The 13,624-nt window shown below is 56.3% G+C and carries 13 protein-coding genes; 9 read left to right on the forward strand and 4 right to left on the reverse strand.

The window, feature by feature from the left end:
• Positions 1–29: 29 nt before the first annotated feature.
• From AC27VJ_RS21400 to AC27VJ_RS21440, 9 genes are read left to right on the forward strand one after another with little or no spacing between them, the layout of a single operon-like run.
• Positions 30–1,535, forward strand: coding sequence for an ABC transporter substrate-binding protein (locus tag AC27VJ_RS21400; RefSeq protein ID WP_488685720.1), 1,506 nt, complete (start codon positions 30–32; stop codon positions 1,533–1,535).
• A 13-nt stretch (positions 1,536–1,548) separates the two neighbouring features.
• Positions 1,549–2,475 carry an ABC transporter permease gene (locus tag AC27VJ_RS21405; protein ID WP_488685721.1) on the forward strand — a complete coding sequence of 309 codons (927 nt, stop codon included), beginning with the start codon at positions 1,549–1,551 and terminating at the stop codon, positions 2,473–2,475.
• Complete coding sequence (locus AC27VJ_RS21410; protein WP_488685722.1) at positions 2,472–3,341, forward strand: ABC transporter permease; 870 nt, start codon at positions 2,472–2,474, stop codon at positions 3,339–3,341. Before AC27VJ_RS21405 ends, AC27VJ_RS21410 begins: the two co-directional genes overlap by 4 nt.
• Before the next feature lie 4 nt (positions 3,342–3,345).
• On the forward strand, positions 3,346–4,131 hold the full coding sequence (locus AC27VJ_RS21415; protein WP_103660289.1) for an SDR family NAD(P)-dependent oxidoreductase: 786 nt from the start codon (positions 3,346–3,348) through the stop codon (positions 4,129–4,131).
• A complete protein-coding gene (locus tag AC27VJ_RS21420; protein WP_488685723.1) occupies positions 4,128–5,030 on the forward strand; it encodes a polysaccharide deacetylase family protein in 903 nt (300 codons plus the stop codon). The genes AC27VJ_RS21415 and AC27VJ_RS21420 overlap by 4 nt, the downstream gene beginning before the upstream one ends.
• 4 nt (positions 5,031–5,034) lie before the next feature.
• Positions 5,035–6,600, forward strand: coding sequence for a gamma-glutamyltransferase family protein (locus AC27VJ_RS21425; RefSeq protein WP_488685724.1), 1,566 nt, complete (start codon positions 5,035–5,037; stop codon positions 6,598–6,600).
• Entirely contained in the window at positions 6,600–7,598 is a 999-nt protein-coding gene (locus tag AC27VJ_RS21430; RefSeq protein ID WP_488685725.1) for an ABC transporter ATP-binding protein, read from the forward strand. The genes AC27VJ_RS21425 and AC27VJ_RS21430 overlap by 1 nt, the downstream gene beginning before the upstream one ends.
• Positions 7,595–8,572 carry an ABC transporter ATP-binding protein gene (locus AC27VJ_RS21435; RefSeq protein WP_488685726.1) on the forward strand — a complete coding sequence of 326 codons (978 nt, stop codon included), beginning with the start codon at positions 7,595–7,597 and terminating at the stop codon, positions 8,570–8,572. The genes AC27VJ_RS21430 and AC27VJ_RS21435 overlap by 4 nt, the downstream gene beginning before the upstream one ends.
• 18 nt (positions 8,573–8,590) lie before the next feature.
• Positions 8,591–9,751 carry a M20 aminoacylase family protein gene (locus AC27VJ_RS21440; RefSeq protein ID WP_488685727.1) on the forward strand — a complete coding sequence of 387 codons (1,161 nt, stop codon included), beginning with the start codon at positions 8,591–8,593 and terminating at the stop codon, positions 9,749–9,751.
• Positions 9,752–10,079: 328 nt separating this feature from the next.
• Here the strand turns inward: AC27VJ_RS21440 and AC27VJ_RS21445 are convergent, their stop codons facing one another.
• The 4 genes from AC27VJ_RS21445 to AC27VJ_RS21460 are packed head-to-tail and all read right to left on the reverse strand — an operon-like array spanning position 10,080 to position 13,615.
• Complete coding sequence (locus tag AC27VJ_RS21445) at positions 10,080–10,862, reverse strand: ABC transporter ATP-binding protein (RefSeq protein WP_488685728.1); 783 nt, start codon at positions 10,860–10,862, stop codon at positions 10,080–10,082.
• Positions 10,859–11,701 carry an ABC transporter ATP-binding protein gene (locus tag AC27VJ_RS21450; protein ID WP_488685729.1) on the reverse strand — a complete coding sequence of 281 codons (843 nt, stop codon included), beginning with the start codon at positions 11,699–11,701 and terminating at the stop codon, positions 10,859–10,861. Before AC27VJ_RS21450 ends, AC27VJ_RS21445 begins: the two co-directional genes overlap by 4 nt.
• On the reverse strand, positions 11,691–12,590 hold the full coding sequence (locus AC27VJ_RS21455; RefSeq protein WP_488685730.1) for an ABC transporter permease: 900 nt from the start codon (positions 12,588–12,590) through the stop codon (positions 11,691–11,693). Before AC27VJ_RS21455 ends, AC27VJ_RS21450 begins: the two co-directional genes overlap by 11 nt.
• Positions 12,587–13,615: an ABC transporter permease gene (locus tag AC27VJ_RS21460; RefSeq protein ID WP_488685732.1), complete on the reverse strand. Its 1,029-nt coding sequence runs from the start codon at positions 13,613–13,615 to the stop codon at positions 12,587–12,589. Before AC27VJ_RS21460 ends, AC27VJ_RS21455 begins: the two co-directional genes overlap by 4 nt.
• Positions 13,616–13,624: the final 9 nt, after the last annotated feature.

A 13,624-nucleotide genomic window follows, 5' to 3' on the forward strand; every position in this document is an offset into this window, starting at 1 on the left:
AGAAAGCTTCGAGTATAAAGGGAACGAACATGAAAAACGTGAGGAACGGGTTGCTTGCCGTGGCCGCAGGTTGGTTGCTTTCGACGGCCACCCCGCAATTTGCGATGGCTAACGATATGTTCACGGTCAATCTGGTGAACGAGCCGTCGTCACTGGATCCCCATTTGCAATGGAATCCAGACAGCTATTTCGTCTATCGAAACATCTTCGACAACATCGTCACACGCGACGATGACGGCAAGATCGTTCCGCAACTGGCGACCGAGTGGACGTATCTGTCCGATACGAGGATCGAGTTCACCATTCGCGACGATGTGACCTTTCACAACGGTCAGAAGCTGACCCCGGAAGATGTGGCCTTCAGCGTGAAGCGGATCATCGATCCTGCTTTCGCAAGCCCACAGCTGAGCCAGTTCAATAAGATCGTGAATGCAGAGGTGACAGGCCCGTCAAAGGTCACGCTGACGACAGACGGTGCCTATCCGGCCCTGCTCGCGCAGTTGGTGAAGCTTTCTGTGCTGCCGAAGGATACCGTTGAAAAAGTTGGCAAGGACGCTTTCAATCTCAATCCGGTTGGCAGCGGGCCGTATAAATTCAAGCGCTGGGATCGCGGCGTTGCAGTCGTCGTCGAGGCCAATGCAGACTACTGGGGTGACAAGGGACCGTTCAAGGAAGTGACATTTCGTGCTGTCCCGGATGCAGCCACGCGCCTTGCCAATATTCAGGCCGGAGCTGCAGATCTTGTCGTCACGCTCGATTCCGACCTGGCCGCCCAGCTTGAAGGCTCTGCCTACGGCAAAGCACTGTCTGTCTTGACCGAACGGGTCGCCTATTTTGCCTTCAATGCTCAAAAGGCTCCAATGGACAATGCCGACCTGCGTAAAGCTGTTGCCTACGCTATTGATAAGGAGGGCATCACCCAGGGTATTCTTGGTGGATATGATAAGCCAGTCGATCAATTCATGAGTCCTGCGCATTTTGGCTGGGTAGCAGGTCTGTCCTCCACACCCTACGATCCAGACAAAGCCAAGGAACTGATTGCAGCCGCGGGTTCGGCGGCAGCACAGCCGATCCCACTTTTGACGTCACCCGTGTATGACCAGCGCGTCGTGCAGGCATTACAGCAGATGCTGACCGATGTAGGCCTCAATGCGCAAATCCAGATGACCGACATGGCAACCTGGTTGAAGCAGATGCAAGGCGGGCCAGCGACCGTCCCGGCAACGGCGTTCAGCCGGTGGTCCTGCGCCTGTCAGGATGCCGATGGCATTCTATTCCCGACGCTGAATTCCACCAGTGGCTGGGCCACGGCAGGCGACAAGTCGATTGACGAGGCGCTGGTCGCAGCGCGGCAAACGCTTGATGAGGCCAAGCGGCTGGAGCTTTATAAAACCGTGCAGCAGATCAACTCGGAAAAGAACTACCTTATTCCGCTTTATCAGGCCGCGATCATCTACGGTGCTTCGAACAAGCTTCAATGGAAGCCGACGCCGAATGAAAGCATGTTCCTCAACCGCATGACGTGGGCTGACTGATGTTGGCAGCATCATGAAACATTTTCTTATCAAACGACTGGGCGAGGCTTTGGTCGTGGTTTTCGGCGTCACGACGCTCATCTTCTTTCTTCAGCGTCTGACGGGCGACCCGACCTTCCTGCTGGTACCCGAAACGGCATCGCTTCAAGATATCGAAGCGATGCGGCGTTCCCTCGGCTTCGACCGGCCGCTTCTCGTTCAATATGCTTCCTTTCTTCTGGACCTGATGCGGTTCGATTTCGGGCGATCGATCATCCAGAACGTGCCGGTAATCGATATCATCGCGTCGAGACTGCCTTACACATTGATGCTCGCCGGTGGCGCGCTCTTCGTAGCCTGTGGCATCGGTATTCCGGTCGGAATCTTTCTAGCGCTGTTTCACCGCAATCCGGTCAGTGTGTTTCTGGCTGGCGTTGTGCTGGCGGCGCAAAGCCTCCCGACATTCTGGAGCGGTATTCTGCTCATCATGTTTTTTGCCGTGAAACTCGGCTGGCTGCCGCCGTCATCGGCAGGCGGTTTCGAACACCTCATCTTGCCCTCCATTGCACTAGGGCTGATCAGCATGGCGACCTTTGCCCGTGTGACGCGCACGGCGCTGATCGATGAACTCTCCAAGGACTATGTCAGGACAGCACGCGCCCGTGGCGTGCCGATGGGGCGACTGGTGGTCAAACATCTTCTGAGAAACGCATCCATATCCGTCATCACCGTCGCCGCACTCGAAATCTCCAATCTTCTCGCCGGTGCCGTGATCGTGGAAACGGTCTTTGCATGGCCGGGCCTTGGGCAGCTGACGGTGCAGTCTATCATTTCCCGCGATTTTCTCATCGTTCAGGGCGTCGTCATCATGGGGGCTTTCGTGACCATCGCGCTGAACATCCTTGCAGACGTTCTCTACAGCGTTGTCGATCCGCGCATCAAACTGGAGATCAAGCGATGAGCGGCGCAGTATCGGCGGCATCTCCGCGCACAAACCCCAGACGTCTGCGTCGCAATCTTAGGGCGCTGCCATTCATCATCATCATGGCGCTCTTCGTGCTGGCTGCCATCTTCGCACCCCTCATTGCGCCCTATGATCCCAACACACAAAATCTTCTGGGGCGACTGAAAGTCCCGGGCACAACCGCACGCAACGTGTTTTACGCACTGGGCAGCGACGAGCTTGGTCGTGATCTAGTAAGCCGTCTGATATATGGCGCACGCGTGTCGCTCTTCGTTGCGTTCTCGTCTGTCATCCTCTCCGGCATCGTCGGCACTGCGCTTGGAATGATCGCTGGTTACGCCCGTGGCGTGGTCGAGACGGTCATCATGCGCCTGACCGACATCTTCCTTTCCATTCCAGCCATCCTGCTGGCCATCATAACTGTCGCGATCCTTGGTCCCGGCCTCGTCAATGTCGTGATCGTCCTGGCGCTGACACGCTGGCCACGCTACGCCCGTGTTGCCTACGGCCAGACTCTGTCCGTCGCCATTATGCCCTATGTGCGGTTGTCGCGCTTCATGGGTGCCGGTACGCTGCACGTTCTTCTGCGCCATGTCCTGCCAAACATCATGGGTGCGCTGATCGTTGTCGCAACGCTGGAGTTTGGCCTCATGGTGCTGTTTGAGGCGGGGCTTTCTTTCCTCGGACTGGGTGTCCAACCACCCACCGCCAGCTGGGGCGCGATGCTCAGCGTGGGGCGCAATTATGTGGCCACCGCCTGGTGGATCGCCACGTTCCCCGGCATCTGCCTGTTTCTCCTTGTCCTTTCCGTCAACATGCTCGGCGACCAGCTTCGTGATCGCTTCGACCCCAAAATGAGGTAGTTCTATGAGTAGCGGTTTTTCCGGTAAACGGATCGTTGTGACAGGTGCGTGTGGCGTCATCGGTCAATGGATTGTCGAGGCGCTCCATTCAGCAGGTGCGCATTTGTGTCTCACCGATGCCCGAACAGCAGAACTCGACACACTTGCTGCACGGCTGAGCCTGACCGAACAATCGTTTGTTCACACCTGCGATCTCACGGATGCACAGTCTATCCAGGGACTTGTGGACGCTGTCGGAAACAACTGGGGTGCACCGGATGTTGTCGTGAACAATGCCGGCATCTACCCAAGCGGCTTCCTTCTGGATATCGATGTCGCGGAATGGGACCAGATTTTCGACATCAATCTGCGCGCTCCCTTTGCGATTACGCGCGGCATGGCTCTGTTGATGATCAAGGAGAAGGTGCGGGGCAATATCGTCAACATCTCCTCTGGTGCCGCCCGCAAGATGCGTCGCACCGTTGTTCCGTATTGCGTTTCGAAGACAGCGCTCGATCGCTTGACCAAAGGGTTCTCTCTCGAGCTTGCGGAATATGGCATTCGCGTAAATGCGCTCGAGCCCGGCTTTGCAGCAGGCAGCGCCGTCAGCAAGCTCACCGATGACCACGTCAATACCGTGACAAACACCATCCCGCTGGGCAGGGCATCGTCCGCAAAGGATGTCACCGACGCGCTGTTTTACCTCGCTGGTGACACCGCAGCTTATGTGACCGGCGCGACGCTCACCGTCGATGGAGGCAATTCCGCAGGGGTGATGACGGTCTTTCAAGACAAGAGGACCGCGCTTTGACAAATCATTTGAAGAATTTAGGTCCATGGCCTAACTATCAATGGCCTGACGGCAAGAACAGCGCCTTTTCTTTTTCGGTCGATGTCGATGCCGATTCCCCGTGGCTCTGGCAGAACCGGGACGACGCGTCTCCACGATATCTTGGTCAGTTGGAGCAGCGGCGCTTTGGTCCCCGGGTCGGGATCTGGCGCATCTTTGACTTGCTGGATCGATACGACATCAAAGGCAGTTTTTTCGTGCCGGGTTCAGTGGCCGAGTTCTATCCTGAGCTGCTGCCAGCTATGGTCGAGCGAGGCCACGAAATCGGTTTGCATGGCTACTTTCATGAAATCGTTTCCCAAACCAGCGACGATGAGTTCTCCCGTGCGCTTGAAAGATCTCTGGAGATTTTTCACAGTCAAACGGGTTTGAAACCAGCTGGTTTCCGTTCACCCGCTTGGGAGTTGACGCCTCATATGCTGGCGGAAATCAACCGCAACGGGCTTTACGATACATCGCTGTCGGGGTTTGACCACCCTTACACCATTGGCGATGTCGCTGAGGTTCCGGTGCAATGGGCAATCGATGACGCCATCTATTTCAAATTTTTAGGCGGCGGAGTTGACCACTGGCCACCGGCGTCGCCACAGGCTGTTTTCGAAATATGGCGTGACGAGTGGCAAAACCTGCACCGTTACGGTGGCATGCTGATGCTGACCGTCCATGACTGGATTTCCGGAAGGGCGCACCGCATCCATCTCCTCGAAAAGCTGCTTGACCTCGTCACGCAGGAAAAAGCCGTGTGGATCGCCACCGTCGGCGACATCGCCAGACATCACCTAAACTCGCCCAATCGCGACAGATATCACGTCGATGCCGAAATACCGGTGGGTTTCAAAACCCGCACAAACATGGAATAGCCTTATGCAGACCTGGACAATACTGAAACCTTCCGTCGAATGTCGCGCCGGCATCGTTTCGGCCCAGAACCGTTTCGCTGCGGAAGCCGGGGCGGATGTTCTGGCAAAAGGCGGAAACGCCATGGATGCCGCAGTCGTCACAGGCCTTGTCCTGAGCATCGCGGAGCCATGGCTTTCGGGCATAGGCGGAGGCGGGTTTCTGCTCCATGCGGACGTGAAAACCGGCGAGGTCCATGGTCTTGATTTTGGTGTGAAATCATCGCGCAGACTGAACCCGGAGAGCTATCCGATCACTGGCGACCAAGGCGGTGACTGGTTCAATTGGCCGGGTGTGAAAGACGACCGTAACCTCATCGGTTACTCATCCATATGCGTCCCGGGAACCATTGCAGGCTTTTCCGAGGCACTCGTGCGCTTTGGGACATTGAGCTGGGCCGAGGCACTCGCGCCTGCCATAAAGCACGCCGAGCGCGGTCTGCTGATGGACTGGTATTCCTGTTTCTGTATCGCGACCGAGTGGGCAACGTTGTCGACGTTCCCGACGACCTCTGATCTCTTCATGGAGAATGGAAAACCGCCCCGCACTTCGGACCGTGCCGCAGACGTCTATCGTCCTATGAAAGCCAAAGCGAAGGTTCTGAGGCGGCTGGCAGAAGTGGGTGCGCGTGACTTTTATGAAGGTGATATCGCCAAAAGTCTGGTGCGTGACCTGAACGCGGGTGGCTCGCCCATCGATCTGCAAGATCTCGCCTCCTACCAGCCGCGCTGGGTCGAACCCAGGACGATGGATTACCGTGGGGTCGAAATTAATGTGATGCCGGGATTGAGCGGCGGGCCGAGCTTTATCGACGCGATGGAGTTGCTTGCGAATTCTCTTTCGGCTCAGGCAACGCCGGATGCGACCTCAGCCGTTGCCTATGCCACCGTGGCACGCACGTCCTATCGGAAAAGGCTGACCACGATGGGACAGGCGGCGACACCAGATGGTGATTGCACGAGCCATATCAGCGTGGTCGATGCCCATGGCAACATGGTCTCACTGACAAACACGCTCCTGTCCCGGTTCGGATCGAAGGTCGCCTTGCCGGAAACCGGCTTTTTGATGAACAATGGCGTGATGTGGTTCGATCCGCGTCCGGGCCACCCGAACTCTATCGCTGCAGGTGTGAAGCCGCTTGCCAATATGTGCCCGCTCGTACTGCGCAAGGATGGACAGCCGTTTATGGCCATCGGCGCCGCGGGTGGTCGCCAGATTTTCCCGGCGCTGACGCAGCTTGTTTCCTATGTTGTCGATTACGGATTGACGCTTGAAGACGCATTTCATCGCCCCCGCATAGACAGCAGCACGCCGACGATCAAGATCGACCAACGCGATGCGGACGACATCGCCGCTGCCGTATCCAAACACTATCCGGTAGAGATTGTCGACAATGCGCTCTACCCGGTCAATTTTGCGATCCCGTCGGCTGTGATGATCAGAAGCGACGGCATGCGTGTCGGCCAGGCGCACCCCTACAGCCCCTGGGCCCATGTGGCGGCTGAGGGCAAGACCGGCAAGGAGGCAACGTGATGGTTGGGCAATCGGTGCCGCTGTTGAATGTGGAAGGGCTACGCGTCAGCATCGATGGCGCCGCGATTGTCGATGGGATTGACCTTTCAATACAGCAGGGCGAGATACTGGCCATCGTCGGCGAAAGTGGCTGTGGCAAGAGCATGACGGCACTGTCTATTCTGGGGCTCCTACCAGATGCGGCTAAGATGCAGGGAAATCTGCGGATTGCCGATAGGGATGTCGTCAATCTGAGTCCGAAAGACCGACGAGCCTTTTGCAGTGCCAATATGTCGGTGATCTTCCAGGAGCCGATTGCCGCGCTCAATCCCCTGATGCATGTCGGTGACCAGATTGCCGAAGCTCTCATTCTTAATCGCGGAACCGGCAAGGCCGAAGCCAAAGAGACGGCCATCGAGATCATGCGCCGCGTCGGTATCTCCGACCCTGAGCGACGCTACAGCCAGTACGCCTTCGAGCTCTCCGGCGGCACGTGCCAGCGTGTCTCGATTGCGGCAGCGCTGATCTCCAAGCCGAAACTTCTGATTGCCGACGAGCCGACGACGGCGCTTGATGTGACCATCCAGGCGTCCATCCTCGACCTCATGAAGAGCCTCCGACAGGAAACCGGCATGTCCATCCTGCTGATTACCCACGACATGGGCGTCGTGGCCGAGATGGCTGACCGCGTGGCCGTTATGTATGCGGGCAGAATTGTGGAAACAGGTTTGGTGGACGACGTGTTTGCCGCGCCAGCGCATCCCTACACAAAACTTCTGCTGACGACGATCCCCAAGCTTTCTGGGACACGCAAAACAGAACTTAACACAATAAAAGGCACAGTTCCCGATGTTGGCAACTGGCCTGCTGGCTGTCGTTTCCGCAATCGCTGTCCCTTGAGCGATGCGATTTGCGAAATACAGCCAGCCACAGAACCTGCGCCGAATGGCCGCGCCGTCGGCGGAGACACTCACCTGCGTGAATGTTGGCACGCTGAAAGAACGGTGGAACTGGCATGACTTCACCCCTTCTCTCCGTAAAAGACCTCAAGATACATTTCAATGTCAGCCAGCCCGCAGCATCTGGCGGACGCGCCGTCCTCAAGGCCGTGGATGGCGTCTCGATGGACATCGAACGCGGTAAGACTCTTGCGCTTGTTGGCGAAAGCGGGTGCGGCAAGTCCACGACCGGGTACGGAATTCTGGGTCTTGCATCCGTCACCAGCGGCGAAATCCATTTTGATGGCAAGCCTCTGAGTTCGATGCAGCCGAAGGCACGACACGAACTCATCTCAAGCGAGATGCAGATCGTCTTTCAGGATCCGAGTGCCGCACTCAATCCCAAGATGTCCATTGCCGACAGCATCGGCGAACCACTGAAAATCCGTGGCTGGTCGCGGCCGGATCGCGCCAGGCGCGTGGCCGAACTCATGGAGATGGTCGGTCTTTCAGCCATGCAGGCCAGCCGTGTTCCCAACGAAATATCGGGTGGCCAAAGGCAACGCGTGGTGATTGCGAGAGCGCTTGCCCTATCTCCCAAATTGATCGTGTGTGACGAGGCCGTATCGGCCCTTGATGTCTCGATCCGGTCGCAAGTCCTCAACATCCTGATGAAACTGCAACGAGACCTGAATCTGAGCTATCTATTCATCTCTCACGATTTGTCGGTCGTTCGCCATATCGCCGACGAAGTGGTGGTCATGTATCTCGGCACGATCGTCGAACGTGGTAAAACCGATGATGTGTACGGAGCGCCACGCCATCCTTATACTGAGGCGCTGATATCTGCTATTCCACTGGCAGACCCGGTGGCGCAAAGAGCACGCAAGAAGATCGTTCTGTCCGGCGAAATTCCAAGTCCACTTGCTTCACCAGCTGGCTGTCCTTTTGTCAGCCGCTGCCCGATCAAAGTCGAGCGGTGCTGGACAGACCGACCTCGACTTGAGCCAACAACGAGCGGAACTGATGTTGCGTGCCACGAGCGCCGTGGATAAGCCTAAGGAATGAAGCGCATGTCAATCATCGATCACATTACGAGCTTTCTTCCGTACCTTGTCGCCATCCGCCATGATCTCCACGCTCATCCGGAAATCGGCTTCGAGGAAGAGCGAACCTCAGATGTCGTAGCAACGCATTTGCAGGACATGGGCGTAGAAGTGCATCGGGGCATCGGCAAGACCGGCGTGGTGGGGTTGCTGAAAAATGGTGAAGGCCCGACGATTGCCTTGCGATCGGACATGGATGCTTTGCCGATGCAGGAATTGACCGATCTTCCCTATCGGTCTCGCCATGACAATCGCTTTCATGGTTGCGGGCACGATGGACACATGACCACGCTCCTCGGAGCTGCGCGCTACCTTTCAGAAACCCGGAATTTCTCAGGAACTGTAATGTTCGTGTTCCAACCCGCTGAAGAAGGATTGGGCGGCTCGAGGGCGATGATATCCGACGGCCTGTTCGACCGGTTCCCCTGTGATGAAATCTACGCGCTTCACAACGCACCCCATCATCCAAAAGGCATGGTTGCGATCTCCAGCGGCTCTGCGATGGCCGGGGCAGACTTCTTCGATATTCGCATAAAGGGCAGGGGAGGCCACGCAGCACTGCCCGACACGACAATCGACCCTATCATTGCCATGAACACACTCATCCAGTCCTTTCAGACAATTGTCTCGCGAAACATCTCTCCCATTTCATCGGCGGTTATTTCGGTCACAAAGATTGTGGCTGGATCAGCATATAACGTCATCCCAGACGTCGTGGAGTTTGGTGGAACGATCCGCGCTCTGGATGAAGGGACGCGAATGCTCATCCGCGAAAGGATGCGTCAGGCTTCAAAAGGCTGCGGAGAACTCTACGGCGTAGAGATTGACGTCGATATCCGAGATGTCTTCTCCGTGCTTTCTAATCATCCCGATCAGACACAAGCCGTGGTCGACATCGCAAGTTCGCTGCTTGGAGCAAGTCAAGTGGCGGCAGATTGCCCACCGTTCATGGCGAGTGAAGACTTTGCAGATATGTTGAACATCGTTCCTGGCGCATATTTTTTCATAGGCCAGAAAAACACTGCTCCCCTGCACAATCCAGCCTATGAGTTTGACGATGATATCATTCCAGTCGGCGCGGCCCTTCTTGCTTCGATCGCGCAGACCAGAAGTTCATTGCGCCGGTGACAGGTAGTTTTGTTTGCGTTTTTCGGTTAACACAAGGATGCCGAGAGTTCATATCCTGTCAAGAGCAACAAACCGTTGTTTCTCTATTTGGCTCATGTCGCTTACCGACAAATGGAGCCTAGTTTGAGTTCAATCACTCGCCGGCACAACGCATCACGTCGGCAAAAAGCGCAGCAGTCTTACCTAATGATCTGTCGCCTTACGGCTCAACCTAGGTGCAGATCGCTGACAGGCTGCATAGGCTTCCGTTCGTGAATATGGTGATCCTTACCCCCCAAAAACTGTCCGGCAAGGTATGACGACATCTTGAGCACCGATGAGTGGCCGCTCAAGACTCAAGCGTCCCTTGGGCGAGCGCATATTTCCCGCTCAATCCATTGACGGATTCATCAAAAAGCATCTGCGAGTAAGCGTGATGCGTCGCGCCGCGTTGCAAGTCTTCTTTTGTCAGCTCATCGACAAAACTGCCGTCTTTCATCACCAGGACGCGGTCGCACATATGCGCGATGACCGAGAGATCGTGGCTGACGAGAACGTAAGTGAGCGTTCGCTCATCCCTTAAATCACAAAGAAGGTTGAGAACTTCCGCCTGCAATGAAACATCAAGCGCAGATGTGGGTTCGTCGAGTAGCAGGATTTCCGGTTCCAGCATCAATGCTCGCGCAATGGCGACACGCTGACGTTGCCCCCCGGAAAGCTGATGTGGAAAGCGTTCTGCGAAGCTTGTAGGTAAGCCAACCTGCTCCAATGCGGCCGCCACACGGTCCCAACCGGCCCCCTTTTTCATGGCGCGAATGGGTTCTGCAAGCACGCGTTCTATACGGTGGCGGGGGTGGATGGAGCCGTAAGGATCCTGAAATACCATCTGCGCCAGCAACAATTGTTCGTTGGTGCGTTCGCGATCAACCGGTGTTCCCGCAAAGGATATTGTTCCCTGCCAATGCCGGTCCAGCCCCGCCAACGACCGAAGCACGGTGGATTTTCCACAGCCCGACTCGCCAACGATGCCCAACGTCTCGCCTTTTTTGACGGAGAATGACACCGATTTGACAACCTGCTTGCGCGCATCACCCTGACCAAATGAGACGGCTAGGTGTTTGACCTCAATCATGACAGGCTCCCTGCTGCATTGATGGCTTGCCGATCCAGAACCTTCAAACGGGAAACGGGATTTTTAGGGTCTGGCATGGCCGCGATCAGCCCTTGTGTGTAGGGGTGTTTTGCTTCCTCCAGGTTTTGCAGAGTTTCGATGACCTGCCCCTGATACATGACAAGAATTCTCTCACAGAAGGATGCGACCATGCGAATGTCGTGGCTGATAAGAAGAAGGGCGGAATTGTTTTCCCGAACCAACTGGTCGAGAAGCCTCAGCACATCACCTCTGACGCTAACATCCAACGCCGACGTCGGTTCATCGGCAATGACAAGACGCGGCTTTGCCAGTAGCATCATGGCAATCATGACGCGCTGACCCATGCCACCGGAAATCTGGTGTGGATAAAGCTCCATGGTCCGTTCGACGTCTGCGATACGGACTTTTCCGAGCATTTCGGCGGCGAGTTCAAAAGCGCGCTTCCTGCCAATCTTCTGGTGCAGAAGCGCTGCCTCGGCCACCTGTTTGCCGACCTTCAGCACCGGGTTGAGAGAATAACGCGGGTCTTGCATAATCAACGCTATGCGGTTGCCGCGAAGGCCGCGCATGGCTTTTTCACTGCGGTTAAGAAGTGGCACGGTTTCGAAGTCGAGTGTCGACGCCTCGATACGGGCAGACGGCGGCAAAAGCCGCATGATGGCGCGACCGAGCGTGGATTTGCCTGAGCCGGACTCGCCAACGATGCCGACCCGTTCTGCGCCGAGATCAAAGCTTACATTTCGAACAGCCGGAACTTCCGCCCGCCCGAAACGCACCGAGAGATCCCGGACTTTGAGAATAGTTTCATTATCGGGCATGGCGTGGATCCAGAATATCGCGAAGCGTATCGCCCACGAGATTGAAAGCAAGGCTGGTAACAAGAATGGCGATGCCCGGCATTACCGCGACCCACCAATTGTCGAGCATGAATTTGCGTCCGTTCGAGATCATCGCCCCCCATTCTGGCTCTGGAGGCTGCGCGCCCAGGCCGAGGAAACCCAACGCTGCCGCCGTGAGAATGACGCCAGCCATGCTGAGTGTGAGGCGCACGACAACGGAGGGAATGCACATCGGCGCGATGTAGAGCAGCAGCAATCTGGTGCCGGACGCACCGTATAGTCTGGCCGCGGCCACATAATCCGTGTTGCGCACGATAAGTGTTTCGGCGCGCGCCAAGCGCGCAATCGGCGGCCATCCGGTGAGCGAAATAGCGATGATGGCAGTGTTGAGGCCTGCACCAAGCGCTGCGGCGAAGGCGAGCGCGAGGATGAGCGAGGGAAAACTGAGAACGATGTCAGTCGCGCGCATCAGGAACGCATCGGTGCGGCCACCCACAAAACCGGCAACAATGCCAATCAACAGGCCAATCGGGCCGACAATCAGCGAGACGGCAAGCACGGTCTGGATGGTGATGCGGGTGCCATAAATCAGACGCGAAAGAATATCGCGCCCGAATTCATCGGTCCCTGCCCAGTGGGCAAGACTTGGGGGCTGCAAAGCCTGCGATAGATTTTGCGACGTCGCACTATAAGGTGCGATCCACGGTGCGAGAATGGCGACGATGACCAGTAGCAACAGCACGGCAAAGCCGAACATGCCGAGAGGTTCGTCTGCCAGCTTTTTTAAAAAGCTTTTGAAGCTGCCAGTGGCGCGGCTGAGGGCACCCGATGTTTGGGGAGGGGTCGCTAGGGTTTGACTGGTGCTCATGTCGTGGCCTCTCTCGTGCGGGGATCGAAAACGAGATATGCTAGATCGGATAGGAAATTCAGCATCATGAAGATCAATCCAATGATCAGCGTGCCTGCCAGAACGGCGTTCATGTCGCCATTCATCAGGGCGTTGGTCATGTATTGACCGATGCCGGGCCATGAAAACACGATCTCGGTTACAACCGCACCTTCAAGCAAGCCGCCGTAGGAAATCGCTAACACGGTTATGAGCTGCACGGCGATGTTCGGCAGAAGATGGCGCATGACAATGCGCAGACTAGATGCGCCTTTGGCGCGTGCGGCTACCACGTAGTCCTGGTTCAATTGCTCCAGAGTGAAGCTGCGGGTCATGCGCGTGATGTAGGCCATAGCCGAGTAGGCAAGGATACACGCAGGCAGAATGATATGGTGAACCGCGTTCCAGAACACTTCTGTGTCGCCAGCCATGAGACTGTCAATCAAAAGCAGACCCGTTCTGGGCTCGACAAGGCCTTCCAGGTAGACATCCACGCGTCCCGGACTGCCAGCCCATTGAAGGCCTGCATAAAATATCACCAGACCTACGATGCCGAACCAGAACACTGGAATCGAATGGCCAACGAGTGAGATAACCCGCGTAAACTTGTCAAACCAGCTATCGCGAAAGAAGGCTGCAGTCATTCCGAGCGGAACACCCAACAGCGTCGATATGAAAACTGCCAAGGTTGCAAGTTCCAAGGTTGCTGGAAAAGCGTTCTTGAGATCCTCTGTGACGGGATTGCCCGTCAGGATCGCTGTACCGAGATCTCCACGAAACAGGGAGGTCATGTACAACCAGAACTGATGATAGAGCGGCAGGTCCAAACCCAGCCGCTCCCGCATTGCTTGATAGGCCCGGGGATCAGCCAGCTCGCCAACGATCGCACCGACCGGATCGGTCGGCAAGATGCGACCGATCACGAAGGTGACGACAAGCAGAACGAAAAGGCTTAAAAACAGGTGGCCGATCCGTCTAGCTAGTTCTAGGAGTGTAAACTCTTTCATGTGCGCAAT

The organism is Agrobacterium sp. 20P9.1.2, from assembly GCF_057799395.1.

Bases quoted from the DNA above. Each gene is read 5' to 3' on its own strand.
- AC27VJ_RS21400 (WP_488685720.1), top strand. From the start codon at position 30: ATGAAAAACGTGAGGAACGGGTTGCTTGCCGTGGCCGCAGGTTGGTTG.
- AC27VJ_RS21405 (WP_488685721.1), top strand. From the start codon at position 1,549: ATGAAACATTTTCTTATCAAACGACTGGGCGAGGCTTTGGTCGTGGTT.
- AC27VJ_RS21410 (WP_488685722.1), top strand. From the start codon at position 2,472: ATGAGCGGCGCAGTATCGGCGGCATCTCCGCGCACAAACCCCAGACGT.
- AC27VJ_RS21415 (WP_103660289.1), top strand. From the start codon at position 3,346: ATGAGTAGCGGTTTTTCCGGTAAACGGATCGTTGTGACAGGTGCGTGT.
- AC27VJ_RS21425 (WP_488685724.1), top strand. From the start codon at position 5,035: ATGCAGACCTGGACAATACTGAAACCTTCCGTCGAATGTCGCGCCGGC.
- AC27VJ_RS21430 (WP_488685725.1), top strand. From the start codon at position 6,600: ATGGTTGGGCAATCGGTGCCGCTGTTGAATGTGGAAGGGCTACGCGTC.
- AC27VJ_RS21435 (WP_488685726.1), top strand. From the start codon at position 7,595: ATGACTTCACCCCTTCTCTCCGTAAAAGACCTCAAGATACATTTCAAT.
- AC27VJ_RS21440 (WP_488685727.1), top strand. From the start codon at position 8,591: ATGTCAATCATCGATCACATTACGAGCTTTCTTCCGTACCTTGTCGCC.
- AC27VJ_RS21445 (WP_488685728.1), bottom strand. From the start codon at position 10,862: ATGATTGAGGTCAAACACCTAGCCGTCTCATTTGGTCAGGGTGATGCG.
- AC27VJ_RS21450 (WP_488685729.1), bottom strand. From the start codon at position 11,701: ATGCCCGATAATGAAACTATTCTCAAAGTCCGGGATCTCTCGGTGCGT.
- AC27VJ_RS21455 (WP_488685730.1), bottom strand. From the start codon at position 12,590: ATGAGCACCAGTCAAACCCTAGCGACCCCTCCCCAAACATCGGGTGCC.
- AC27VJ_RS21460 (WP_488685732.1), bottom strand. From the start codon at position 13,615: ATGAAAGAGTTTACACTCCTAGAACTAGCTAGACGGATCGGCCACCTG.